Genomic DNA, 25,000 nt, shown 5'->3' on the forward strand with positions numbered 1-25,000 from the left:
TCGGCCCCGCCCGGCTACGACGTGAGGGGGGTCTCGGACTTCGGGCCGAAGGCCGAGTCGAGGATCTCCTGCTGCTCCACGGCGTGGACCTTGCTCGAGCCCGACGACGGCGCCGACATGGCCCGTCGCGACACCCGGCGCAGGCCGGCGAGGATGTCCGGCAGCACCTCGGGGAGCCACAGGCCCAGGAACGGCCACGGACCCTGGTTCGCCGGCTCCTCCTGGACCCACACGAAGTCCTCGGCATTGGGGTACTGCTCCAAGGTCATCCGCATCCGCCGGTGCGGGACCGGGTAGAGCTGCTCGATGCGGACGATCGCGACGTCGTCGCGGTTCTCCTTGTCGCGTCGGGCGGCCAACTCGTAGTAGAGCTTGCCGCTGACCAGGATCACCCGGCGCACCTTCGACCGGTCGGCACCGCCCGACGCGAAGGCCGGGTCGTCGAGGACCGAGAGGAACTTCGAATCGGTGAAATCGGAGACCGGGCTCACCGCGGCCTTGTTGCGCAGCATCGACTTCGGCGTGAACACCACCAGCGGGCGCTCGATGCCGTCGAGGGTGTGGCGGCGCAGCAGGTGGAAGTAGCTCGCCGGCGTCGACGGCAGTGCCACCGTCATCGATCCCTCGGCACACAACTGCAGGAAGCGTTCGATGCGCCCCGAGGTGTGGTCGGGGCCCTGGCCCTCGTGGCCGTGCGGGAGCAGCATGACCACGCCGGAGGTCTGGCCCCACTTCGCCTCGCCGGAGCTGATGAACTCGTCGACGATGGACTGGGCGCCGTTGACGAAGTCGCCGAACTGTGCCTCCCACAGCACCAGCGCGTCGGGGTCTCCGACCGAGTAGCCGTACTCGAAGCCGAGGACCGCATACTCCGAGAGCGGCGAGTCGTAGACCAGGAATCGGCCGGCGTGGTCCTCGTCCTCACCGGGGATGTGGTTGAGCGGCGTGTACTCCGAACCGTTCTCCCGGTCGATGAGCACCGAGTGGCGCTGGGTGAACGTGCCGCGGCGGGAGTCCTGACCGGACAACCGGACGGTGCGCCCCTCCAGCACGAGGGAGCCGAAGGCCAGCAGCTCGGCAAAGGCCCAGTCGATACCGCCATCACGGGCGCTGGACTGGCGGCGCTTGAGCACCGGCAAGACGCGCGGGTGCGCGTTGAAGCCGTCGGGCAGGGTCATGAAGGCGTCGCCGATGCGGGCCAGGGTCTGCTCGGACACCGCGGTGACCAGCTTCGACGGCAGCGTCTGCTCCGCCTCCACCGACGGGCTGGGCTCCGCGGTGTAGCGGTCGAGCTCCTTCACCTCGTTGAAGACGCGCTCCAACTGGCCCTGGTAATCGCGCAGGGCGTCCTCGGCCTCCTTGGTGGAGATGTCGCCACGGCCGATCAGCGCTTCGGTGTAGGACTTGCGGACGCCGCGCATCGTGTCGATGACCTCGTACATCGCCGGCTGCGTCATCGACGGGTCGTCGCCCTCGTTGTGTCCGCGGCGGCGGTAGCAGACGAGGTCGATCACCACGTCCTTGTGATAGGTCTCGCGGTAGTCGACGGCGAGCTTGGCGGCCCACACGCAGGCCTCCGGATCATCGCCGTTGACGTGGAAGATCGGCGCGCCGATCATCTTCGCGACGTCGGTGCAGTACTCGGTGGACCGCGAGTATTCCGGCGCGGTGGTGAAGCCGACCTGGTTGTTCACCACGATGTGGACGGTGCCGCCGACGCCGTAGCCGGGCAGCAGCGCCATGTTGAGCGTCTCGGCGACCACGCCCTGGCCGGCGAATGCGGCGTCGCCGTGCAGCATCAGCGGGAGCACCGGGAAGTCGCCGGCGGTGTCGCCGAGGAGGTCCTGCTTGGCGCGGACCAGGCCCTCCAGGACCGGGTCGACGGCCTCGAGGTGGCTCGGGTTGGCGGTCAGCGAGACGGTGATCTCGTTGTCGCCGAACATTTGGTAGTACTTGCCCTCCGAGCCGAGGTGGTACTTGACGTCACCGGAGCCGTGCGCCTGCGACGGGTCCTGATTGCCCTCGAACTCGGTGAAGATCTTGGAGTAGGGCTTGCCGACGATGTTGGCGAGCACGTTGAGGCGGCCGCGGTGCGGCATCCCGATGACAACCTCGGTCAGCTCGTGCTCGGCGCTCTGGTCGATGACCGCGTCCATCATCGGGATCACCGACTCGGCACCTTCGAGGGAGAAGCGCTTCTGCCCGACGTACTTCGTCGCGAGGAAGGTTTCGAAGGCCTCGGCCGCGTTCAGCTTGGAGACGATGTACTTCTGCTCGGCCACCGACGGCTTGACGTGCTTGATCTCGACCCGGTCCTGCAGCCAGCGCTGCTGTTCGGGCTCGAGGATGTGCGTGTACTCGACGCCGACGTGGCGGCAGTACGCGTCGCGCAGGATGGACAGCACGTCGCGCAGCTTCATGCGCTCCTTGCCGTGGAAGCCGCCGACCCGGAACGTCCGGTCGAGGTCCCACAGGGTCAACCCGTAGGTTTCGATGCGCAGGTCGGGGTGGGCGCGACGGGCGTCGCTGTCCATCATGAGCGGGTCGATGTCGGCCATGAGGTGGCCGCGGCTGCGGTAGGCCGCGATCAACTCCAGGACGCGGGTCGACTTGTCGACCAGGCCCGGCGGCACGTCCTGGCGCCACCGGATCGGCTCGTAGGGGATGTGCAGCGCAGTGAAGATCGAGTCCCAGAACTCGTCGTCGAGGAGCAGGTGGTGCACCTTGCGCAGGAAGTCGCCGGATTCCGCACCCTGGATGATGCGGTGGTCATAGGTCGACGTCAGCGTCATCAGCTTGCCGACGCCCAGCTCGGCGATCTGCTCGTCGGAGGCACCCTGGAACTCGGCCGGGTACTCCATCGCACCGGCGCCGATGATCGCGCCCTGGCCGGGCATGAGCCGCGGTACCGAGTGAACGGTGCCGATGGTGCCCGGGTTGGTCAGCGACATCGTGACGCCGGAGAAGTCGTCGGCGGTCAAGGCACCCTCGCGGGCCCGGCGGATGATCTCCTCGTAGGCGGCCCAGAACTGGTAGAAGTTCTTGTCCTCGCACTCCTTGATGGCGGCGACGACGAGCGAGCGGCTGCCGTCCTTGCCCGGCAGGTCGATCGCCAGGCCGAGGTTGGTGTGCGCGGGCGAGACGACGTTGGGCTTGCCGTCGATCTCGGCGAAGTGGTTGTTCATGTTGGGGAACGACTTGATCGCCTGGACCAGTGCGTACCCGAGGATGTGGGTGAACGAGATCTTCCCGCCGCGCGTGCGCGCCAGGTGGTTGTTGATGACGATCCGGTTGTCGATCATCGCCTTGACCGGCACCGCGCGCACGCTGGTGGCGGTCGGCAGGGTCAGGGACGCGTTCATGTTGCGGGCCACGGCGGCCGCGGCGCCGCGCAGCACCTTCGACGTCTCCGTCGGCGCGGCGTCGTCGGTCTTGGCCGCCGGGGAGGTGGGAGCCGGGGCCGGAGCCGAGGAGCGGTTGGAACCGTCGCGCCCGGTGGTCGCGACACCGGAGGCGGCCTTCGTGGCCGGAGCCTCGGTGGCGGGCTTCGGGGCGGGCTCGGGCTTGGCCGGCTCCTCGTCGAGGGTCACGGCCTTGGGCTGTGCGGCCGCCGGCTGGGCCGGGGTCGCGGGGGCCGCAGCGGACGGGGTGGCGGGCGCCGGCGAAGCGCCGTTACCCGCGGCACCGTTTTGGGTCGGCTGATAGTCCTTGAGCACCTCCCGCCAGCTGGGATCGACCGAGTTCGGATCCTTCTTGTACTGCTGGTACATTTCCTCGACCAACCAGGTGTTCTGGCCGTAGTCAGATGCCGGGGTGTTCACAGCGGAACTTCGCCTCAATTCCCTTTAGTCGGGGCCCGTCGGGGTGTGGGCCCGCGCTTGTTTTCCACTTTCGCGCCGAGTCGTGACCGGCCGACACTGTGGTATCGCGATCACGCCCTCCAAGGGCATGCTACGCGCGCGGCGTCGAGCGCGTGCTCCCAGTGTCCGCACTGGCCTCCCACAGCTGGGAATATCGCCCCGGAACGCTGATGAGCTCGGCGTGAGTGCCCTGTTGGACCACCCGACCGGCCTCGATGACCGCGATCGAGTCGGCCTGCGCGGCGGTGGCCAACCGGTGGGCGACAATCACGCTGGTGCGCCGCGACGTGGTCGCGCGCGCGGCGGCCAGCACGCGTGCCTCGGTCTGTTGGTCGAGGGTCGCGGTGGCCTCGTCGAGTAACACCAGATCGGGCTCGACGAGCTCGGCCCGGGCCAGCGCGAGGAGCTGGCGCTGACCCGAGGACAACCCGCGGCCGCGTTCGCCGACCGCGTGGTTCATGGCACCGGGGAGCGAGGCGATGACGTCGAGGGCGCCGACCGCGGCGGCAGCGGCCTCGATCTGCGCGCGGGTCGCCGACGGGCGGCCGAAGGCGATGTTCTGCGCGACGGTGCCGGCGAACAGGTGGGGCTCCTGCGGGACGACGGCGAGCCGGGAGCGGTAGGCGTGCAGCGCGACGTCGCGCAGGTCCTCGTCGTCGGCCCGAACCGACCCCTCGGTGGGGTCGTAGAAGCGGGCCAACAGTTTGACCACCGTCGATTTCCCGGCCCCGGTGGACCCGACCAGGGCCAGCGACGATCCCGCCGGGATGTCGAGGTCGATCCCGGCCAGCGCCGGTACCCCGCTTCCGGGATAGCTGAAGCCGACACCGTCGAGGACCAGGTGGGCCGGGCGGGGGCCGGCGGTCGGGTGCGGGACGGGGTCGGCGTCGGCCCGCGATTCCAGTGTCGACGGTGTCGTGAGCAACTCGCGGATGCGGATCAAGCCCACCCGTGCCTGCTGGTAGCCGTCGAAAACCTGGGTGAGCTGCTGCACCGGGCCGAACAGCATTGCCAGGTAGAGGACGAAGGCGATCAGGGCGCCGGTGGACAGGGTGCCCGCGGCGATCCGGTGGGCGCCGAGCACGAGGACCGCGGCGGTGGCCAGGTCGGCGACGGCGACGATGAACGGGAAGAAGCAGGCGATGGTCCGCTGGGTGACCATCCGGGCCGCAAACCAGTCGTCGGAGTAGCGGGCGAACCGGTCGAGCGCGGCACGGGTGTGGCCGAAGCCCTGCGTGGTGGCCAGGCCGGCGATGTTCTCCTGCAGATCGGCGTTGACCACGCTGACGAGTTCGCGCGAGCGCAGGTAGGCGCGCGACGAGATGCGTCGGAAGAGCCAGGTGGCGGCGACCAGCACCGGGATGACCGGGATCAGGGCCACGGCGAGGGAGGGTTGGGTGATCGCGAGGGCGGCGGCCACCCCGACGAGGGTCAGGGCCGCGATGCCCGCCGACGTCAGGCCGGTCTGGACAAAGGTGCTCAACGCATCGATGTCGGTGGTCATCCGGGTCATGATCCGGCCGGACAGCTCGCGCTCGTAGTAGTCGAGTCCGAGGCGTTGCAGGTGGGCGAAGCTGCGCACGCGCAGGCCGAAGAGGACGCGTTCGCCGGCGCGGGTGGAGAGCAGCAGCGCCGCAATGGACAGCGCCCACCCGACGACGACGAACAGGGCACCCAGCACGACCGCGCGCACGATCGGTCCGGCGTTCCCGGACCCGGCCGCATCGACGGAGATCCGGGCGAGGGAGGGAAAGGCCAGTCCCACGAGCGTGTCGGCGGCGACGCACAAGGCGGTCAGCGTCAGCAGGACCCGCACCGGCGCCAAGGCGGTCCGCAGGGAGAAGTCGGGGGCCTCGCCGCGCAACTGTGCGACATCGGCCTTCGGGTCGGCGTCGGCCGGCGGCAGTGCGGCGACGTCGGCGAGCAGTTCGGGGGTGGCCTGGGCGGCGCCGAGGGCGCCGGACATCGCCATGCCCCCGCCCATCCCGGCGCCCACCCCGCCACCGGGGCCGCGGGGCGCACCGGTCGGGCGCCACTGCTCGTCGTCGTCGGTCTGCGGCCAGAGGTCGTCGAGCGGTTCGGCGTCGATCAGATTCGGGCCGGCGCGGTCGGGCCGCTCGTCGTCGACCGGGGAGTCGGGTAGCGGGATGGTGGCCGCCTGCGACATCAGCGTCGAGAACCGGGCGCTGCCGCGGGTCAACTCGTCGAGGGTCCCGGTCTCGACGATGCGCCCGCCGTCGAGGATCGCGACCCGGTCGGCGAGGCGCAGCGTCGACATCCGGTGCGCCAGGACGAGCATGGTGGCGCGCTGTCCGCGCAGCCGGGACAGGATGGCGGCCTCGGTGGTCGAGTCGACCGCCGAGGTCGCGTCGTCGAGGATCAGCACCCGCGGCTGCGCATAGAGCGCGCGGGCCAGGGCGAGGCGCTGCCGCTGGCCGCCCGACAGGGTCAGACCGCGTTCGCCGACGACGCTGGCGACCCCGTCGGGCAGGGCGGAGACGAATCCGTCGGCATCGGCCTCGGCGAGCACGGTGTCCAACCGCTCGCACTCCTCGTCGGTCAACTGCTCCAGGGGAGCCATCGCGACGTTGGCGGCGATGGTGTCCGAATACAAGAACGGCTCGTCGGGAACGACCGCGACGGCGGCGCGCAGGTCGTGGGCCGTCACGGCGTCGACGTCGACCCCGCGCCCGTCGGCGGTGGTGAGTTCGATCGAGCCGGCCTGCGCCCGGTAGTGGCGGATGGCGAGATCGGCCAGCGTCGACTTGCCGGTCCCGGGCCCACCGATCACCGCGACGCACTCGCCCGGCGCGACGGCCAGGTCGACCCCGCGCAGCACCGGGGTGTCGGCGGCGTGGGGATAGCCGAAGGCGGTGTCGGCAAACCGGAGGCCGAGATCGCCGTCGGGGATCGGCCGGGGATCGGCCGGGTCGGTTTCGCGGGGGTGGTCGATGACGCTGAACACGCGCTGCGCCGAGGCGTGGGCGAGTTGGGCGGAGATGACGACGTTGGACAGCATCCGGGTGATCGCCATCAATGCGGTGACGTAGGCGGCGAAGGCGAGGAAGGTGCCGGCGGTGATCGAACCGCGCAACACCAGGGCGGCGCCGAGGCCGATCACCGCGACGGTGGCGGCCTGGGGGAGGGCGGCGATGAACGGTGCGTAGCGCGCCTCGACGTGCGCCGCCCGCACGCGGCGCGCGTACAGGGTGCGGCCGAGCCCGACCAGCCGGTCGACCATGCGGTCCTCCTGGCCGAACCCCTTCACCACCCGCACGCCGGTCACCGTCTCTTCGACGTGGGTGGCGACGTCGGCGGCGGCCTGTTGGGCCGACCACGTCGCGGCGAAGAGCCGTCGGCGGCTGCGGTAGACGGTCACGCCGAGGACGGGGAGCAGCAGCAGGGTCACCAGGGTCAGCGGCAGGGAGAGGTGGGCCATGATCACAAAGGTCAGGACGCCCTGGACGGCGCCGCCGATGGCCAGCGGCGCCATCGCCAGCAGACCCTGCACCACTTGCAGATCCGAGATCGACCGGGACACCACTTGGCCGGTGCGGATGGTGTGCTGGGCGGCGCCGTCGAGGTGGAGAACCGTGTCCAGCAGGGCGACGCGCAGATCGCGCTGCGCGCCGACGGCCATCACCCCCGCGGCCCAGCGCCGCCCCAGGGTGGACAGATAGCGGACCGCGGCCACGGCGACCATCACCGCGATGATGCTCGACAGGGCCCACCCGGCCTTCGCCGCGCCGGTGGCATGGTCGAGGGCCGAGCGTGACAGCAGCGGGAACGCCAGGTCCGCGACGACGCCGACGACCACCGCGACGGCGGTGACGGTGAGGGCTCCCCGACGTACCGCGGCATGGCGCACCAGGCGCCGCAACCACCGGTCGTCGGAGACGGTCACCGGGTCGGGAGACCCAGCCTCGGTGCCGGCAGCGCCGGGTCGACCACGCTGCCGTCGATCACCGTCGACGTCGGCCAGTGCCGCGGCGCCGGGCCGAACGCGGCACGCGAGTTGTCGACGATCCGCTTGCCCAGGGCCCGGTTGCCCACCGCGCCGATGGTGGCGCCCACGCCGGCCGGCAACAGCTTGCCGACGATGATCGGCGCCCGCTTCAGGGTGAACTTGCGCATCACCTTGTTGAGCATCTTCCGGTTGAAGGAGGACAGGTTGGCGCCGGGGATGCTGCCGATCGAGAGCTGCCGCAGCGCGCCCGAGCGGCCGGTGCCGACGAGCTTCCCCAGGGCGGTGAGGCCTTCTTCGCCGAGTGCGACGGAGAGCACGAGCGACTCGCGGCGCTGTTGGTCGTCGGGGTCGATTCCGTGCACCTCGGCGACGGCGAGCGCGAGGAGGGCCGAGGCTTCGAGGAAGAACAGCGATTCACCGGCGACCGCCGACAGGGCGGCGATCGTGCCGACGCCGGGCACGGCCGCGGTGGCGCCGACCGCGCCGCCGGAGCCGGTCACGGCCAGCAGGTACTGCTTCTCGAGTCGGCCGATGATCTGCTCGGGCGTCTCCTCGGGGTGGGCGGCGCGGATTTTGGCCACGTACTTGGCCACCGCGGGCCCCTGGAGCCGTTGGGCCCGGCGGAGCATCTTGTCCGCCGCCCCGACCGCCTGCGCGGAGGGCCGGGGGGTTTCCACGCCGTCGCCGGCGATCGGATCGGCCGGGACCGGGAGGTTCTTGTCGCGCTTACGCATGGGTGGGTACCCCGTTCGTTGTCGGGACGACCTCGTCGGGTCGCGGTGGTGGTGGCGGGGTTCCGTCCCCGAATGGACGGCCGCCGAGCTGTTCGCGGTGATGGGCGGTGAGCCATCCCCGCAGGTCTGGGCCCTTGGGCACGATGCCCGTCGGATTGATGTCGCGGTGGACGATGTAGTAGTGCTGCTTGATCTGGGTGAAGTCGACGGTGTCGCCGAACCCGGGGGTCTGGAACAGGTCGCGGGCGTAGGCCCACAGGGCGGGCATCTGCGCGAGCAGGCTGCGGTTGCACTTGAAATGCCCGTGGTAGACGGGATCGAAGCGGGCCAACGTCGTGAACAGCCGCACGTCGGCCTCGGTGATGGTGGTCCCGACCAGGTAGCGCTGGGTGCTCAGCCGTTCCTCGAGGACGTCGAGCTGGGTGAACAAGCGGTCGTAGGCCTTGTCGTAGGCGGCCTGGCTGCCGGCGAAACCACAGCGGTACACGCCGTTGTTGACCTCGCTGAAGACGGTGGCGTTGATCTCGTCGATCTGATCCCGCAGCTCGGCGGGGTAGAGGTCGGGCGCGCCGTCGCGGTGGAAGTCGGTCCACTCGGTGGAGAAGTCGAGGGTGATCTGCGCGTAGTCGTTGGTGACCACGGCGCCGTCGCGGGTGTCGACGATGGCCGGCACGGTGATCCCCTTCGGGTAGTCGGGGATGCGCTTGTTGTAGGCGTCCTTGAGCCGGGGGATCCCCAACACCGGGTCGACGCCGCCGGGGTCGAGGTCGAAGGTCCACGAGTCGGCGTCGTGCGTCGGACCGCACAGGCCCAGGGAGATCGCGTCCTCGAGTCCGAGGAGGCGGCGCACCACGAGGGTCCGGTTGGCCCACGGGCAGGCGCGGGCGGCGACCAACCGGTAGCGGTTCGCCTCGACGGGGTAGCCGTCGGCGCCGTCGCGGGTGATGCGCGTCGAGATGTAGCGGGTGTCGCGCACGAATTCCTCGCCGGTCGTGACGTACACGCCCTGCTTCTGATCCTTCTCGCCCAACGCGTTCCTCCGATCGTGGTCGCAACACCCGTCCAACGTCCGACGCGGTGCGGCGATTCCTTCGCATGCCTGTGACGGCTGACACAGGGGTCGATTGCCAGGTTAGTCGCCCCGCCCGATCGCCGAGTGGGCCCTCATTCTCGTCGACTGGGCCCTCAATCCCGCCGAGTGGGCCCTCTGGCTGTTGACACGAGCCCGCCCCAGCCATATATTCCGTTCGGAATATTCGGACTGGAAGTAATTCGGACAAACCGGAAAGGGGCCTGAGGTGCGAACCGGAAAGCGTCCCGAGAAGCCGCTGGACCTGCTGGTCTTGAGCATGCTCGTCGAACGTCCGATGCACCCCTATGAAATGGCTCAACTGGCGGTCAAACGCCACTTCGACCGGCTCGTGCACATCCGGACCACATCCATCTACAACGTGGTGGCCCGACTGCTCGGCAAAGGGTTCCTCGCCGTGCACGACGTCGAGCGCGAGGGGAACCGGCCGGAGCGGACCGTCTACGAACTCACCGACGCGGGGCGCCAGGCGCACCGCGACACCCTGGAGTCGTTGCTGGCCGAGCAACCGACCGAATATCCACAGCTTTACCTGGCGCTGGCGCAGGCGCACGAGGTGCCGCGGGACGAAGCCGCGCGCCTGCTGCGCCGACGTCGCGAGGCGATGGCGGCCGAACTGGCCGCCGTCGTCGAGCTCGTCGACCGCACGACCGAACAGGGCGTGCCGGAGATCTTCCGCCTCGACGGCGGGATGCGCCTCGCGACGTTGCGCGCGCAGCTCGCCTGGCTCGACGACCTGCTGGACCGTATCGACAACAACCAGATCGCGTGGCTCGACGAGGTGCTGCGCGATCGCCCCTGCAACGGATTGGACGGACCACTCCCATGACCACTGCACAGACGACCGCCCGCGACGCGGGTCCGGAGCCGTCGACCGACTACGGGAAGAACCCGTGGCTCGCCATGTTGGCGATGTGTGTCGGCTTCTTCATGATCTTGGTCGACATGACCATTGTCGCCGTGGCCCAGCCGGCGATTCAACAGGCGCTCGGCGCCGACTTCAACTCGATCGTGTGGGTGACCAGCGCCTACCTGCTGACCTATGCGGTCCCGCTGCTGGTGGCCGGGCGCCTCGGTGACAAGTTCGGGCCCAAGCTCATCTTCCAGATCGGCCTGGTGGTCTTCACCGCGGCCAGCGTCTGGTGTGCGATGTCGGGCTCGATCGGCATGCTCATCGCCGCGCGTGCCGTCCAGGGCGTCGGCGCGGCGCTGATCACGCCGCAGACGATGGCGATCGTCACCCGGATCTTCCCGATGGAACGACGGGGCGCCGCGATGGGCGTGTGGGGCATCGTCGCCGGCGTCGCGACGATGGTCGGCCCGCTGCTCGGCGGCGTGCTGACCGACAACTTCGGCTGGGAGTGGATCTTCCTGATCAACCTGCCGGTCGGCATCATCGGTCTGATCCTGGCGCAGATCTTCGTGCCGAACGTCGAGACCCACGACCACAAGTTCGACTGGGTCGGGGTCATCCTCTCCGGTATCGGTCTGGCTGCCCTCGTCTTCGGTATCCAGGACGGTGAGAAGTACGACTGGCAGCCCTGGATCTGGGGCATGATCACCGTCGGCGTCCTGTACCTGGTGCTGTTCGTCCTGTGGGAGCAGCGCATGCGCCGCGAACCGTTGGTGCCGCTGTCGCTGTTCGCCGACCGGAACTACTGGGTGTCCAACGTGGGCATCTTCGCCCAGGGCTTCGCGATCACCGGAATCATGATTCCGGTCATGTTCTTCCTGCAGTTGGTGGGCGGCATGTCGCCGACCCGCTCGGCGCTGATGCTGGTCCCGATGGCACTGGTCAGCGGCTTCTTGGCGCCGCTCATCGGCCGCCTCGCCGACCGCGTCCACCCGCGGTCCATCATCGCCACCGCGATGCTGTTGAACGGCGTCGCACTGTGCTGGATGGCGCTCATCAACCGGCCGGACACCCCGGTGTGGCAACTGTTGCTGCCGACGATCCTGCTCGGTGTTGCCGGTGCCGGGATCTGGGCGCCGTTGGGTGCGACGGCCACCCGCAACCTTCCGTGGCACCAGGCCGGCGCCGGCGCGGGCGTATACAACACGACCCGCGTGGTGGGATCGGTGCTGGGCAGCGCCGGCATCGGTGCGCTGATGCAGGCGCTGCTGCGCCGCGAGTTCCCCGGCTTCGACATGAAGCAGGCGCAGGCGCACAGCCATGCGGCGGCAACCCTGCCCCAGCCCATGCACGAAGGCTTCTCCGTCGCGATGGGGCACTCGATCTTCCTCGCCGCGGGAGTGGTCTTCGTCGCCGCCGCGGTGTCGTTGTTCCTGGTGCCGATGAAGACACCCGGTGCGCCGGCGCAAGACTGAGCGCGGCTGATCGGCCCTTGCGGGAGGCGAGTTCGGGCGGTGCCCGGCTCGCCTCCCGCGCTTTGTCGGGGGGCACTTCTACGATGCAAGTCGATGGGGGATCACCCGGATCGCCCGCCGTCCCCGAAGGAGGTGCCATGTCTGCGTCACTGTTCGACGAGTTGCCGTTCGACGAGCCGCCTTCGGGCACGCCGGCCGCCGAACCCGACCGGGCGGTCACCTTCCTGCACACCGCCGACTGGCAATTGGGGATGACCCGCCACTTCCTCTCGCCCGACGCGCAGGCCCTGTTCACCGCCGATCGGCTCGCCACGCTCGAGCGGATGGGCGAGATCGCCGACGAGGTGGGCGCCCAGTTCGTCGTCGCCTGCGGTGACGTGTTCGAGGACCATCGGGTCTCCGCGCGGATCGTGAGCCAGGCACTCGACCGGCTGCGCGGCATCCCGGTGCCGGTCTACCTGCTCCCGGGCAACCACGACCCGTACGACGCGGCGAGTATCTACCGCTCGGAGGTGTTCACCAAGCGGTGCCCGCCCAACGTGACCGTGCTGTCGGCGCCCGGGGTGCGCGAGGTGGCCGACGGGATCGACCTCGTCGTCGCACCGTGGTCCACCAAGTCGCCGACCGGCGACCTCGTCGGCGAGCAGGTGGCCCGGCTGACCCGCGGCGACCGGATCCGCATCGTCGTCGGCCACGGCGGCACGGATCGCCTCGTGCCCGGGTCGGATCCGGCGATTGTCGCCGTCGATCCGCTGGAGGCCGCGGTGCGCTCGTCGACCGTCGACTTCGTCGCCCTCGGCGACCGGCACTCGGTCACCGACGTCGGTGGTACCGGCCGGATCTGGTACTCCGGCGCGCCCGAGGTCACCAACTTCGACGACGTCGAGACGCGCCCGGGACGGGTGCTCGCGGTGTCGCTCACCCGCGGCTCGACGCAGACCGCGACCGTCGACGAGCATGTCGTCGGACGCTGGCGATTCACCTCGATGACCGCCGAGATCACCGGCGCCGCCGACATCGAGGCGCTCGCCGCGCGACTGGACGAGATGCCCGACAAGGCCAGGACGGTGGTGCGCCTCGGCCTCGTCGGGACGGTGTCGGTGGTCGACGACGAGGCGCTGACGGAGGTGCTCGACGCGTCGGCCGACCGGTTCGCGGCGCTGGTGCGCTGGGACTCCCACGACGATCTGCACGTGGTCGCCGACCCGGCCGACCTCGCCGGGGTGGGTCTGCGCGGATACGCCGCCCAGGCGGCCGATGAGCTCCTCGACGCGGCTGCCGGGACCGGGCCGGAGGCAGCGGCCGCGCGGGATGCGCTGGCGCTCCTGCGCCGATTGGCCGTCCGTGACCGAAAGGCGGCGAAGTGAAACTGCACCGCCTGCGCCTGCGGAACTTCCGCGGCATCGCCGATCGCGAATGTGTCTTCGCCGATCGCGGGGTGACCGTGGTCTCCGGCCGCAACGAGGCCGGCAAGTCGTCGATGGTCGAGGCCCTGGACCTGTTGCTCGACGTCCCCTCGGCGTCGAAGAGCCGGCGGGTGGCGGCGGTGCAGCCGGCCGGTTGCGATGTCGGTACCGAGGTCGAGGCCGAGATCAGTTGCGGCCCCTGGCATTTCACCTACACCAAGGTCTTCAACCGAGGACAATCGACGACGCTGCGGATCCACGAGCCCAAGCCCGAGCAGCTGACCGGGAAGCCGGCCCACGAGCGGGCGACGCAGATCCTGGCCGAGGCGGTCGACCTGGCGCTGCTGCGCGCGTCGCGGGTCGTGCAGGGCAGTGCCGCGACCACCGTGGCGGTCTCAGCGAGCGCGTCGATCACCCGGGCGCTCGACCGGGCGGTCGCCGATGCCGACGCCGAGGCCGACGATGATCCCGACGACGGCCTGCTCGGCGCGGTCGCGCGGGAGTACGGGCGGTACTACACCGTGGGGCGCGGTCAGCCGACCGGCGAATTGCTCGCCGCGCGCCAGCGCGAGGAGGCGGCCCGCGCCGAGTTGGCGAAGCTGGAGGCCGCACTGGCGGCCGTCGACGAGGACGAACAGACGGTGGCCCGGTTGACCCGTCGGCGCCAACAGCTCGGTTCAGCCGCCGAGCAGTGGCAGGTCGAACTCGAGGAGTTCGAGGCGGCCCGCAAGGCCGCCGACGAAGTGCGCGACCGACTCGCCACCCAGACGGCCAAGGCCGAGGCGGCCGGTCTGCGCCGGGCCGCCTGTGCCCGGGAGATTCAGACCCGCCGGCGTACCGACGCCAAGCTCGCCGAGCTGGGCGCCGACCGGGACGCTGCTCGTGACCAGGTGCGCGAGGCCGTCGCGGCGGTGGAGCGCGTCGGGGCGCAGGAGCAGGCAGTCGAGGAAGACCGGACCGCCGCCGAGGCCGCGTGGACGGCCGCCCGCGAGCGGGTCAAGGAGGGCGAGGGGGCTGCGCGCGCCCTCGACCGCCACCGCGAACTGGATTCAGCGACCCGTCGGCTGGCGTTGGTCCGCGAGGCGTGCGACCGCCTGGCCGCGCAGGAGCGCGAGCTGGCCGCCAACACGGTCGACGGGGGCGTCCTGGCCCGTGCCCGGAAGCTGCGCGAGGAGCTGGTCGGCATCGAGGCGCGGCTGGGTGCGGCCGGGACCGCGCTGCGGGTGGTCGGACTCGGTGATCAAGCCGTGCTCGTCGACGGCGAGGCGATCACCGGTGGCCGTGAGACCGTGGTGGTCGACGACCTGGTCGTCGAGGTGCCCGGGGTGGTGCGGGTCGAACTGCGGGCCGGTTCGGACACCGCGGCACTCGGGGCGCGCCGCGGCGAGCTCGTCGGGCTGGCCGCCGAGTTGTGCACCGCCCACGGAGTCGCCGACCTCGGTGCGCTGATCGCGCTGGGGGAGGAGCGACAGGCGATCGAGCCGCGCGTCGCGGCGGCGCGCGCCGACGCCGATCGGGTCTGCGCCGGCGAAACGGTCGAGTCGTTGGGCGAACTGGTGTCGCAGCTGGCCGAGCAGATCGGCGATACGGAGCAACCCGCGACGCCGGACCTGGCGGCCCTGCGCGCGGCCGAACGCGAGTGTGCCGCCGCCCATCTCGACGCCGAGCGCGAGTCGTTGGCCCAGTCCGGGCGTCGGGCCGACGCGACGGCGACCCTGCAACGGGCACACGAGGCGATTGCGCGCATCGAGCGCGACCTCGCCGAGTTGACCGCGGCGCGCGACGAGGCGCGGCGGGACAAGTCGGATGCGGAGTTGGCGGCCGAGCACGACCGGGCGGAGCGCGATGTCGCCGAGATCGAGGAGGTGGCGCGCGGACTCCGCGACAAGCTGGATGCCGCCGACATGGCCGAACTCGAGCGCCGGGTGGAGCAGTTGGACACCGCAATCGCCGACCTCGCCCAGGAGCGCGAGCGCGGCGAGCGGGAGATCGCCCAGGCGCTGGCCCGCATCGAACTGTGCCGCGAAGACGCCCGCCGGGACCGTCGCGACGAGGCGGCCGGGGCGCACCGCGGTGCCGCGGCCGACCTCGAGCGGGTGACCGCCCGGGCCCGGGCGGCGCAGGTGCTGCACGAGGTGCTGCACCGGCACCGGTCGGCGGCTCACGCGCGCTACAGCGAACCCTTCCGGCGCCGCATCGAAGATCTCGCCGAGCCCCTGTTCGGCCCCTCGGTCCGCTTCGAGGTCGACGAGCAACTCGGCATCACCGCCCGCACCCTCGACGGCGCGACCGTGCCGTTCGACGAGTTGTCCATGGGGGCGCGCGAGCAGATCGGCATCATCTCCCGGTTGGCGTGCGCGATGCTGGTCGACGAGGCGCAGGGCGTGCCGGTGATCATCGACGACGCGCTGGGTCATTCCGACTCCGACCGCGTCGCCCAGATGGCCCGGGTGCTGACCCGGGCGGGGGAGCACGCGCAGGTGATCGTGTTGACGTGCGCCCCGGAGCGCTACCGGGGCGTGGCGACCGCCAGCACCGTCGAGGTTTGAGACCGCCCCGTCAGGGCTGGCCGCCCAGATTCCGGATGATGCCGTGCAACCGGCGGATCTCCTCCTCGACGGCGTCGAGGAAGGCATCGACCTCGTCCTCGTGATAGCCGCGCCGACCGATCGGCGGTTTGCTGAACGCGACGTTGTGGACGTCTTCGGGGGTGATCGGCATGGGGATTCTCCTGGTGGGAACGCGGGCGAATCGCCCACGGCCACACTACTTTGGAGCCGCGCGGGGCAGTGGGATAGGCTGTGCTGGTTCCTGAGCCCCCGTAGCTCAGGGGATAGAGCGTCTGCCTCCGGAGCAGAAGGCCGCAGGTTCGATTCCTGCCGGGGGCACCGTTACATCCTTACCGGTCTTCGGCCGGTATTCACTCCGCGTCTCCGTGATGACATGATGCGGACGTGAGCCCGACCGCCGGACCCGAAGTCCGAGAACGCATCCCGGGTCCCGTATGGGTCTTGGTGGCGGCGGCCTTCGTCATCGCGCTGGGCTACGGGCTGGTTGCGCCGGTGCTCCCAGCTTTCGCCCGCAGCTTCGACGTCTCCATCACCGCGGCCACGATGGTGGTCAGCGCCTTCGCGCTCATGCGCCTGGTGTTCGCCCCGGCGACCGCGCCGCTGTTGCGCAGCCTCGGCGAGCAGCCGGTCTATCTGGCGGGCCTGCTCATCGTGGCGATGTCGACGCTGGCCTGCGCCTTCGCCCAGGGCTACTGGCAGCTGTTGGTCCTGCGGGCGGTCGGCGGCATCGGGTCGGTGATGTTCACCGTGTCGGCGATGAGCCTGCTCATCCGGATCAGCCCGCCGGCGATCCGGGGCCGGGTGTCCGGCGTCTACTCGTCGAGCTTCGTGCTCGGCAACATCGTGGGCCCGCTGATCGGCAGCGGGCTGGCCGGGCTCGGGTTGCGCACGCCCTTCGTGGTCTACGCGGTGGCGCTGGTGGTGGCGACGGTCGTGGTGTGGGCGGCGCTGCGCGGATCACCGCTGGCCGACCCGGATGCGACGACGGGGAACGGGCCGGGGCTGCGGGCGGCACTGCCCGTCGGCGCGTACCGCGCGGTCCTGGTCACGGCGGTGGTCTTCGGGTGGGTCTTCGCGATGCGGGTGTCCCTGCTGCCGCTGTACTTCACCGACGTGCTGCACCAGTCCACCTCGATGGCCGGCCTGGCCCTCGCGGCCTACGCTCTCGGCGACGTGCTGGTGATGATCCCGGCCGGACGCGCGTCGGACCGTTTCGGGCGCCGACCGTTCCTCATCGGCGGGATGGCAATCCTGGCGGTGGCCACCGCGGCGCTCACCCTCACCGACTCGACCCCCGTCGCGTTGGCGGTCACCGCGGTGGCGGGCGTGGGAACCGGCCTGGTCGCCCCGGTCCTGCAGGCCACGGTCGCCGACGTCTTGTACGGCGGCCGCGGCGGAACCGCGTTGTCGACCTATCAGATGTCGCAGGACTGCGGCGTGATCGCCGGTCCGGTAATCGCCGGGGCCGTCGCCGACCGCTTCGGATTCGGTCCGGCGTTCATCCTCACTGCGGTGCTGGCCGCGATCATCGCCGCCGTGTGGGTGGGTACCGCGGAAACCCGGGGTAGCCGGGGCTTGGTCGCCGACGGCTGAGAATGAATCGTCAGGGCAGGGGTGCGGCGTTGCGCTGCGCCAGCAGCTGCTTCATGGTCGCCTCCTCGGAGACCTGGGCGGCGTTCATCTTGTCGGCCAGGGCGCGGACATACTCCGGGGCGCCGTTCTTCGGATCGACGACCATCTCCATCATGTGGTGGCCGCCCTGGTGGTGGCGGAGCATGAGCTGCAGGAAATAGGTGTCGACGGCGGCGCCGGACAGTGATCGCAACCGGGCCATCTCGGCCTTGGTCGCCATGCCGTCCATCGGCGGGTCGTCCGACACCGGTGCGGGCATCGTCGCCCCGTGGTGATCGCCCCCGTGGTCGCTGCCGTGGTCATGGCCGCCGTTGCCCGGCGCGGGGCAGTGCTCGTCGACGTGGCCGTCGGCGCAGTGGTCGGACCCGCTGCCGTGGTGCATCCACGACATCGGGGCTCCCGGGTTGCTCAGCGGTGCGCCCCAACTCTGCAGCCAGCCGGTCATCTGGCCGATCTCCGCACTCTGATCCGACAGCATCGTCACCGCGAGGTCGCGGACCCGGGCATCCGAGCCGCGCTCGATCACCACGCGGGTCATCTCGACGGCCTGCTGGTGGTGCACGATCATGTCCTGGGCGAAGCCGACCGCGATGGCATTCGCGCCGGTGTGACCGTGGTGGCCGTCGTCGGAGTCCTTGGCGGTGCCGATCGCCAGCCCCGCCCCGACACCGATCAGCAGGGCCGCGACGCCGACGAGGGCGGTGGTCAGCCACCGGGGCCGACCGGCGTGGTCATGGTTCTGCGCGACCGGGCTCGACGACGGGGTGACGGCGGGGGAGGACTCATCGTTCGGCATGGTCACCACGCTAGTCCACGGATCGGCGGGGGTGGCGCGACCTCGTCGCCGATACCGAATACCGCCGACGACCGGCTACTCCATAGAATGGTTTCCTGTGACTCCCGCCGACCTCGCCGCGCTGCTGCGCGCCATCACCCAGACCGTTCTGGCCGACCGCGGTCTCGACACCGCCGCACTGCCCGAGGCGGTCACGGTGGAGCGCCCGCGCAACCCGGAGCACGGTGATTACGCGACGAATATCGCCCTGCAGATCGGCAAGAAGGTCGGTGTCGCGCCGCGCGACCTGGCGCAGTGGTTGGCCGAGGCCTTCGCCGCCGACGCCGGGATCGACTCGGCCGAGATTGCCGGGCCGGGATTTGTGAACCTGCGCCTGGCCGCGGCCGCGCAGAACAGCGTCATCGAGACGATTCTCGAGCAGGGCGCAGACTTCGGCCGCGGCGCGGACTTCGCCGACTCGACGGTCAACCTCGAATTCGTCTCGGCCAACCCGACCGGACCGATCCACCTCGGCGGCACCCGGTGGGCCGCCGTCGGCGACGCGCTGGGCCGGGTCCTCTCCGCGCGCGGCGCCGCGGTCACCCGCGAGTACTACTTCAACGACCACGGCGGGCAGATCGACCGCTTCGCCCGGTCGCTCGACGCCGCGGCGCGAGGCCTGCCGACCCCGGAGGACGGTTATGCCGGGGAGTACATCGCCGACATCGCCGCGCAGGTCGTGGCCGCCGTTCCCGGCGTCGTGGACCTCCCCGACGAGGAGCGGGTCGAGACGTTCCGGGCCCGAGGCGTCGAGTTGATGTTCGACCACATCAAGACCACGCTGCACGACTTCGGCACCGACTTCGACGTGTACACGCACGAGAACTCGATGTTCGAACGCGGCCTGGTCGAGGAGTGCATCGCCGAACTCAAGGCCAACGGCAGCCTCTACGAGGCCGACGGGGCCTGGTGGTTGCGGTCCACCGACCACGGCGACGACAAGGACCGCGTCGTCCTCAAGAGCGACGGCAACGCGGCCTACATCGCCGGCGACATCGCCTACCTCAAAGACAAGTTCGACCGCGGGTTCAACCACCTGATCTACATGCTCGGGGCCGACCACCACGGCTACGTGGTGCGCCTCAAGGCCGCCGCCGCCGCGCTCGGCTACGACGCGGCGAAGGTCGAGGTGCTGATCGGCCAGATGGTGAACCTGGTCCAGGACGGTGCCCCGGTCCGGATGAGCAAGCGGGCCGGGACCGTGGTCACCCTCGACGACCTGGTCGAGATGGTCGGCGTCGACGCCGCGCGGTATTCGCTGATCCGCTCGTCGGTGGACGTCAACATTGACATCGACCTGGACCTGCTGCGCAAGCAGTCCAACGAGAACCCGGTCTACTACGTGCAATACGCCCACGCGCGGTTGGCCGCGCTGGCCCGCAACGCCGCCGACCTGGGTCTGTCGGCCGACCCGTCGGCGGTCGCCCTGCTCACCGAGCCGGCCGAGGGCGAGCTGATCCGCACGCTGGGCGACTTCCCCGACGTCGTCGCGACCGCGGCGGAGCTGCGCGAACCGCACCGCGTCTGCCGGTACCTGGAGTCGCTGGCCGGCGCCTACCACCGCTTCTACACGCAGTGCCGGGTGCTGCCCCTCGGGGACGAGGCGGCCACCGACGTCAACCGTGCGCGGCTGGCGCTGTGCGCCGCGGCGCGCCGAACGCTCGCCAACGGCCTCGACCTCGTCGGCGTCTCGGCGCCGGAACGGATGTAGGCGATGACTGACCGTGCCTCGGCGGCCGAGGTGGCCGCCATCCCCGCCAACGTCTACCCGGCCGGGACCGCCCGCAACGCCGACGGCGCCATCGCCATCGGCGGCATCGGTACCGACGAGCTGGCCGATCGGTACCAGACGCCGCTGTTCGTCTACGACGAGGCCGACTTCCGCGCGCGCTGCGCGGCCATGCGGGAGGCCTTCGGCCGCTACGGCAAGGTGCACTACGCCTCGAAGGCCTTCCTCTCCGTCGAGATCGCGAAGTGGGTCGAGCAAGAGGGGCTGAGCCTCGACGTGTGCAGCGGTGGCGAGCTGGCCGTCGCGCTGCACGCCGGCTTCCCCGCGCAGCGAATCGCCTTGCACGGCAACAACAAGGGCGAGGACGAACTCGAGGCCGCGGTCACCGCCGGGATCGGCCACGTCGTGCTGGACTCGTTGACCGAGATCGAGCGCCTCGACGCCATCGCCGCCCGCCACGGCGTCGTCGCCGACGTGTTGATCCGCGTGACGCCGGGCGTCAACGCGCACACCCACGAATTCATCTCGACAGCGCACGAGGACCAGAAGTTCGGCTTCTCGATCAGCGGCGGCAAGGCGATGGCCGCCGTGCGCGCCGTCTTCGCCACGGACCACCTGCGGTTGGTCGGCCTGCACAGCCACATCGGGTCGCAGATCTTCGACCTTGACGGGTTCGAGGTCGCCGCCCGCCGGGTCATCGGGCTGCTCGGCGAAGTGGTCGCCGAGTTCGGCGCGCGCGCCGAGCAACTCTCGATCATCGACCTCGGCGGCGGCCTGGGGATCTCCTACCTGCCCACCGACGACCCGCTGCCGGTGACCACGCTGGCCGACTCCCTGGCCGGGATCGTCGAGCGGGAAACGGCGGCCCTGGGCCTGCCGATGCCGACCCTGGCCGTGGAGCCGGGCCGCGCGATCGCCGGCCCGCCCGGGGTGACCCTGTACCGGGTCGGCACGATCAAGGACGTCGACCTCGACGGCGGTGGCCAGCGCCGGTACGTGTCGGTCGACGGCGGCATGAGCGACAATATCCGAAGCGCCCTGTACGACGCGGAATACGACGTCCGGCTGGCCTCGCGGACCTCTGATGCGCCACCGGTGGTGTGTCGCGTGGTTGGCAAGCACTGCGAGACCGGCGATATCGTCGTGCGGGACTGTTGGCTGCCCGGCGACTTGGCTCCCGGTGATGTGCTGATCGTCGGCGCGACGGGGGCCTACTGTTACTCGATGTCGTCGCGGTACAACATGGTCACCCGACCCGCCGTCATCGCCGTGCGCGACGGGCAGTCCCGTGTGATCTTGCGGCGGGAGACCGTCGCCGACTTGTTGAGCTTGGAGGTATCGCAGTGACCGAGGGCACCGCGCAACGCACTGGTGCGCCGACCGAACTCGGCGTCGCCGTGCTCGGGATGGGCAACGTGGGCGCCGAAGTCGTGCGGATCATCACCGAGAACGCCGAGGACCTGCGCGCCCGCATCGGCGCCTCGCTGGTCCTGCGCGGCGTCGCGGTCCGCGACCTCGAGCGGGGGCGGGGGATCGACCGCGCCCTGTTGACCGACGACCCGGCCGCACTGGTGCGGCGCGACGACGTCGACATCGTCATCGAGGTCCTCGGTGGGATCGAACCGCCGCGCGAGCTCATCCGCACCGCCCTGCAACAGGGGAAATCGGTGGTGACCGCCAACAAGGCGCTGCTCGCCGAGTACACCGGCGAGCTGGCCACCGCGGCGGCGGAGGCGAACGTCGACCTGTACTTCGAAGCCGCCGTCGCCGGGGCGATCCCGGTGGTGCGCCCGCTGATGCAGTCGTTGGCCGGGGACAAGGTGCAGCGCGTCGCCGGCATCGTCAACGGCACCACGAACTTCATCCTCTCCGCGATGGCCGAGACCGGTGCCGACTACGACGAGGCGCTGGCCGAGGCGGGCCGCCTGGGCTACGCCGAGGCCGACCCGACCGCCGACGTCGAGGGCTATGACGCCGCCGCCAAGGCCGCGATCCTCGCATCGATCGCCTTCCACAGCCGGGTGACCGCCGCCGACGTCTACCGCGAGGGCATCTCGTCGGTGACCGCCGAGGATTTGGCCAGCGCCGCCAAGTTCGATTGCACGGTCAAGCTGCTGTCGATCTGCGAACGCGTCGTCGGGGACGACGGCCGCGAGCGCATCTCGGCCCGGGTCTATCCCGCGCTCATCCCGCTGTCGCACCCGTTGGCGACGGTGAGCGGCGCCTACAACGCCGTCGTCGTCGAAGCCGTCGACGCCGGCCGCCTGATGTTCTACGGCCAGGGCGCCGGCGGAGCGCCGACCGCGTCGGCGGTCATGGGCGACGTCGTGATGGCCGCGCGCAACAAGGTGTACTCCGGTCGCGGACCGCTGGAGTCGACGTATGCGTCGCTGCCGGTCATGCCGATCGCCCAGGTCCCGACCCGCTACTACGTCGCGATGAACGTGGTCGACCGGCCGGGTGTCTTGGAGACCATCGCCGGCGAGTTCGCCAAGCACGGCGTGAGCATTGCCGCCGTCCGCCAGGAGGGCGGCGCCGACGCGACCCGGTTGATCGTGATCACCCACCGCGCGCCGGATGGGGCACTGGCCGAGACGGTATCGGCATTGGAAAACATGGAAGCGGTGACCGCGGTGTCCTCGGTTCTGCGGATGGAGGGAACCCATGAGTAAGCATGTGCACCAGGCCTGGCCGGGCCTGATCGAGGCCTACCGCGACCGGATGCCGGTTGAGGACGACTGGACCATTGTGACCCTGCTGGAGGGGGCAACGCCTCTCATCAAGGCCAACCACCTGTCCGAGATCACCGGGTGCGAGGTCTATCTGAAGGTCGAGGGCCTCAACCCGACCGGGTCGTTCAAGGACCGCGGGATGACGATGGCGGTCACCACCGCCCTCAACCACGGCAAGCGCGCGGTGCTCTGCGCGTCTACCGGCAACACCTCCGCGTCGGCCGCCGCCTACGCGACCCGCGCCGGCATGACCTGCGCGGTGCTGATCCCCGAGGGCAAGATCGCCATGGGCAAGCTCGCCCAGGCCGTCATGCACGGCGCGAAGATCATCCAAGTCCAGGGCAACTTCGACGACTGTCTCGAGCTGGCCCGCAAGGTGACCGCCGACTTCACCGAGATCGAGTTGGTGAACTCGGTCAATCCGGCACGCATCGAGGGCCAGAAGACGGCGGCGTTCGAGATCGTCGACGTGCTGGGCCGGGCCCCTGACGTGCATGCCCTGCCGGTCGGTAACGCCGGCAACATCACCGCGTATTGGAAGGGCTACACCGAATACCGCGCCGATGGCTTGAGTGATTCGCTGCCGCGGATGCTCGGCGTGCAGGCGGCCGGTGCCGCGCCGCTGGTCAACGGTGCGCCGGTGGCCAACCCGGAGACGATCGCCACCGCGATCCGGATCGGTGCGCCGGCCAGCTGGAACCAGGCCGTGGCCGCCAAGGACGAGTCGGGCGGGCAGTTCCGCGCGGCCACCGACGAGAAGCTGTTGGAGGCCTACCGCCTGGTGGCGGGCCGCGACGGGGTGTTCGTCGAGCCCGCGTCGGCGGCCTCGGTGGCCGGGTTGCTCGCCGCCCGCGCCGACGGTTGGATCGAGGCCGGGTCGACGGTGGTCTGCACCGTCACCGGCAACGGGCTCAAGGACCCCGACACCGCGCTGCTCGGCATGCCCGAGGTCTCGGCCATCCCGGTCGACCCGGGTGCGGTCGCCGATGCGCTGGGGGTCGGTTGATCCGGTGACCGACGTGATGACCAAGCTGCTTCCGCCCGGACTGCGGGTCGCCGTGCGCGTCCCGGCGTCCAGTGCCAACCTGGGGCCCGGGTTCGACTGCCTCGGCCTGGCGCTGGGGATCTACGACGACGTCACCGTCACCACGCTCGACCGGCCCGGCGTCCAGGTGTCGGTCACCGGCGAGGGGGCGGAGTCGGTGCCGCTGGACCACACCCACCTCGTGGCGCGGGCGATCGAGCGCGGGCTGGCCCGCGGCGGTGCCGCCGCGGTCGGCCTGGAGGTGGCCTGCGTCAACGCCATTCCGCATTCGCGCGGCGTCGGCTCGTCGGCGTCGGCAGTGGTATCGGGGTTGGTCGCAGCCTCGGGACTGCTCGGCGCGGCAGCGGAAACGCTTGGAGCGCAACCGCTTTCCGATGGCGAACTGGTCCAGCTGTCTGCCGAGTTCGAAGGACATCCCGACAACGCCGCCGCCAGTGTGTTGGGCGGCGCGGTGGTCACCTGGACCGAGGGGAGCGGGGACGACACGCGCTACAGCGCCCGGCGCCTCGCGATCGATCCGCGGATCCGTGCCACCGCTTTCATCTCGCACGCCGAATCGTCGACGTCGCAGACCCGCGGGCTGCTGCCCGACACGGTGCCGCGCCGTGATGCGGTGTTCAACCTGAGCCGCACCGCGCTCGCGGTCCACGCGTTGACCCGCGAGCCCGAGTTGCTGTTGGACGCCACCGAGGACCGCCTCCACCAGGAGTACCGTGCCCAGGCGCTGGCGTCGTCGACCGAGTTGGTCGCCGACCTGCGTGCAGCGGGTTTCGCCGCGACGATCTCCGGTGCCGGCCCGACGGTGCTCGTGCTGCACACCGCCGACATCCCGGCGGGCCTGGCCGACCGGGACGGGTTCACGATGGTCGAAACGGCGATCAGCGACGGTCCGACGGTGGTGGCGGACCGCTGACCGGCACGCCGACGGGCCCTGTTGTTGCCCGCGCCACTGTGTCGCGGTACCATAACAACGTCTCGCTGGGCGAACGTGAAATCGCCGTTTGCGGACGTCCCCCCGATTTTCCGGTTGATACGCGTCACGCCCCGCGTCACGGTTGACACCGGTCACGGC

General features: G+C 70.5%; 15 protein-coding genes, 1 tRNA gene and 1 pseudogene. 11 read left to right on the forward strand and 6 right to left on the reverse strand.

Features of this window, described 5'->3' with window-relative positions:
• Positions 1–14: 14 nt before the first annotated feature.
• From nbrcactino_RS07230 to nbrcactino_RS07245, 4 genes are all read right to left on the reverse strand, one after another.
• A complete protein-coding gene (locus nbrcactino_RS07230; protein WP_371864561.1) occupies positions 15–3,770 on the reverse strand; it encodes a multifunctional oxoglutarate decarboxylase/oxoglutarate dehydrogenase thiamine pyrophosphate-binding subunit/dihydrolipoyllysine-residue succinyltransferase subunit in 3,756 nt (1,251 codons plus the stop codon).
• 181 nt (positions 3,771–3,951) lie between these two features.
• Positions 3,952–7,764 (reverse strand): ABC transporter ATP-binding protein, encoded by a 3,813-nt coding sequence (locus tag nbrcactino_RS07235; protein ID WP_161926747.1) that lies wholly within the window; start codon positions 7,762–7,764, stop codon positions 3,952–3,954.
• Positions 7,761–8,561, reverse strand: coding sequence for a hypothetical protein (locus nbrcactino_RS07240; RefSeq protein WP_186343319.1), 801 nt, complete (start codon positions 8,559–8,561; stop codon positions 7,761–7,763). Before nbrcactino_RS07240 ends, nbrcactino_RS07235 begins: the two co-directional genes overlap by 4 nt.
• Positions 8,554–9,591 carry a glutathione S-transferase family protein gene (locus nbrcactino_RS07245; RefSeq protein WP_186343320.1) on the reverse strand — a complete coding sequence of 346 codons (1,038 nt, stop codon included), beginning with the start codon at positions 9,589–9,591 and terminating at the stop codon, positions 8,554–8,556. The genes nbrcactino_RS07240 and nbrcactino_RS07245 overlap by 8 nt, the downstream gene beginning before the upstream one ends.
• A gap of 268 nt (positions 9,592–9,859) precedes the next feature.
• Between nbrcactino_RS07245 and nbrcactino_RS07250 the strand changes: the two genes are divergently transcribed.
• The 4 genes from nbrcactino_RS07250 to nbrcactino_RS07265 all read left to right on the forward strand — a co-directional run bounded on the left by nbrcactino_RS07250 (position 9,860) and on the right by nbrcactino_RS07265 (position 15,934).
• Entirely contained in the window at positions 9,860–10,480 is a 621-nt protein-coding gene (locus nbrcactino_RS07250) for a PadR family transcriptional regulator (RefSeq protein WP_161926749.1), read from the forward strand.
• Positions 10,477–11,979, forward strand: coding sequence for an MFS transporter (locus tag nbrcactino_RS07255; protein WP_161926750.1), 1,503 nt, complete (start codon positions 10,477–10,479; stop codon positions 11,977–11,979). Before nbrcactino_RS07250 ends, nbrcactino_RS07255 begins: the two co-directional genes overlap by 4 nt.
• 137 nt (positions 11,980–12,116) lie before the next feature.
• A complete protein-coding gene (locus nbrcactino_RS07260) occupies positions 12,117–13,346 on the forward strand; it encodes a metallophosphoesterase family protein (protein ID WP_161926751.1) in 1,230 nt (409 codons plus the stop codon).
• Complete coding sequence (locus nbrcactino_RS07265) at positions 13,343–15,934, forward strand: AAA family ATPase (protein WP_161926752.1); 2,592 nt, start codon at positions 13,343–13,345, stop codon at positions 15,932–15,934. Before nbrcactino_RS07260 ends, nbrcactino_RS07265 begins: the two co-directional genes overlap by 4 nt.
• Before the next feature lie 46 nt (positions 15,935–15,980).
• Here the strand turns inward: nbrcactino_RS07265 and nbrcactino_RS07270 are convergent.
• Positions 15,981–16,106, reverse strand: a pseudogene (locus tag nbrcactino_RS07270) (DivIVA domain-containing protein); the annotation flags it as partial.
• 94 nt (positions 16,107–16,200) lie between these two features.
• On the opposite strand from nbrcactino_RS07270, the gene nbrcactino_RS07275 reads away from it, so the two are divergent.
• Positions 16,201–16,273, forward strand: a tRNA-Arg gene (locus nbrcactino_RS07275).
• A gap of 66 nt (positions 16,274–16,339) precedes the next feature.
• Complete coding sequence (locus tag nbrcactino_RS07280) at positions 16,340–17,548, forward strand: MFS transporter (protein ID WP_161926753.1); 1,209 nt, start codon at positions 16,340–16,342, stop codon at positions 17,546–17,548.
• 10 nt (positions 17,549–17,558) lie between these two features.
• Here nbrcactino_RS07280 and nbrcactino_RS07285 read toward each other — a convergent pair whose 3' ends face one another.
• Positions 17,559–18,383 carry a DUF305 domain-containing protein gene (locus tag nbrcactino_RS07285; protein WP_161926754.1) on the reverse strand — a complete coding sequence of 275 codons (825 nt, stop codon included), beginning with the start codon at positions 18,381–18,383 and terminating at the stop codon, positions 17,559–17,561.
• A 97-nt stretch (positions 18,384–18,480) separates the two neighbouring features.
• Here nbrcactino_RS07285 and argS point away from each other — a divergent pair, with 97 nt between their 5' ends.
• From argS to thrB, 5 genes are read left to right on the forward strand one after another with little or no spacing between them, the layout of a single operon-like run.
• Positions 18,481–20,133 carry an arginine--tRNA ligase gene (gene argS / locus nbrcactino_RS07290; RefSeq protein WP_161926755.1) on the forward strand — a complete coding sequence of 551 codons (1,653 nt, stop codon included), beginning with the start codon at positions 18,481–18,483 and terminating at the stop codon, positions 20,131–20,133.
• A gap of 3 nt (positions 20,134–20,136) precedes the next feature.
• Positions 20,137–21,498, forward strand: a complete 1,362-nt coding sequence (gene lysA / locus nbrcactino_RS07295) for a diaminopimelate decarboxylase (RefSeq protein WP_161926756.1) — start codon at positions 20,137–20,139, stop codon at positions 21,496–21,498.
• Between the two features lie 59 nt (positions 21,499–21,557).
• Positions 21,558–22,823, forward strand: a complete 1,266-nt coding sequence (locus nbrcactino_RS07300) for a homoserine dehydrogenase (protein ID WP_371864562.1) — start codon at positions 21,558–21,560, stop codon at positions 22,821–22,823.
• Positions 22,816–23,889, forward strand: a complete 1,074-nt coding sequence (gene thrC / locus nbrcactino_RS07305; RefSeq protein ID WP_161926758.1) for a threonine synthase — start codon at positions 22,816–22,818, stop codon at positions 23,887–23,889. The genes nbrcactino_RS07300 and thrC overlap by 8 nt, the downstream gene beginning before the upstream one ends.
• 16 nt (positions 23,890–23,905) lie before the next feature.
• Complete coding sequence (thrB, locus tag nbrcactino_RS07310) at positions 23,906–24,841, forward strand: homoserine kinase (protein ID WP_161927646.1); 936 nt, start codon at positions 23,906–23,908, stop codon at positions 24,839–24,841.
• Positions 24,842–25,000: the final 159 nt, after the last annotated feature.

It is taken from the genome of Gordonia crocea (assembly GCF_009932435.1).
Lineage (GTDB): Bacteria > Actinomycetota > Actinomycetes > Mycobacteriales > Mycobacteriaceae > Gordonia > Gordonia crocea.

Excerpts from the sequence above, each read along its gene's own strand:
- thrC (WP_161926758.1), top strand. The coding sequence starts at position 22,816 with ATGAGTAAGCATGTGCACCAGGCCTGGCCGGGCCTGATCGAGGCCTAC.
- nbrcactino_RS07255 (WP_161926750.1), top strand. The coding sequence starts at position 10,477 with ATGACCACTGCACAGACGACCGCCCGCGACGCGGGTCCGGAGCCGTCG.
- nbrcactino_RS07300 (WP_371864562.1), top strand. The coding sequence starts at position 21,558 with ATGGGCAACGTGGGCGCCGAAGTCGTGCGGATCATCACCGAGAACGCC.
- nbrcactino_RS07260 (WP_161926751.1), top strand. The coding sequence starts at position 12,117 with ATGTCTGCGTCACTGTTCGACGAGTTGCCGTTCGACGAGCCGCCTTCG.
- nbrcactino_RS07230 (WP_371864561.1), bottom strand. The coding sequence starts at position 3,770 with ATGTACCAGCAGTACAAGAAGGATCCGAACTCGGTCGATCCCAGCTGG.
- nbrcactino_RS07285 (WP_161926754.1), bottom strand. The coding sequence starts at position 18,383 with ATGCCGAACGATGAGTCCTCCCCCGCCGTCACCCCGTCGTCGAGCCCG.
- lysA (WP_161926756.1), top strand. The coding sequence starts at position 20,137 with ATGACTGACCGTGCCTCGGCGGCCGAGGTGGCCGCCATCCCCGCCAAC.
- nbrcactino_RS07240 (WP_186343319.1), bottom strand. The coding sequence starts at position 8,561 with ATGCGTAAGCGCGACAAGAACCTCCCGGTCCCGGCCGATCCGATCGCC.
- thrB (WP_161927646.1), top strand. The coding sequence starts at position 23,906 with ATGACCAAGCTGCTTCCGCCCGGACTGCGGGTCGCCGTGCGCGTCCCG.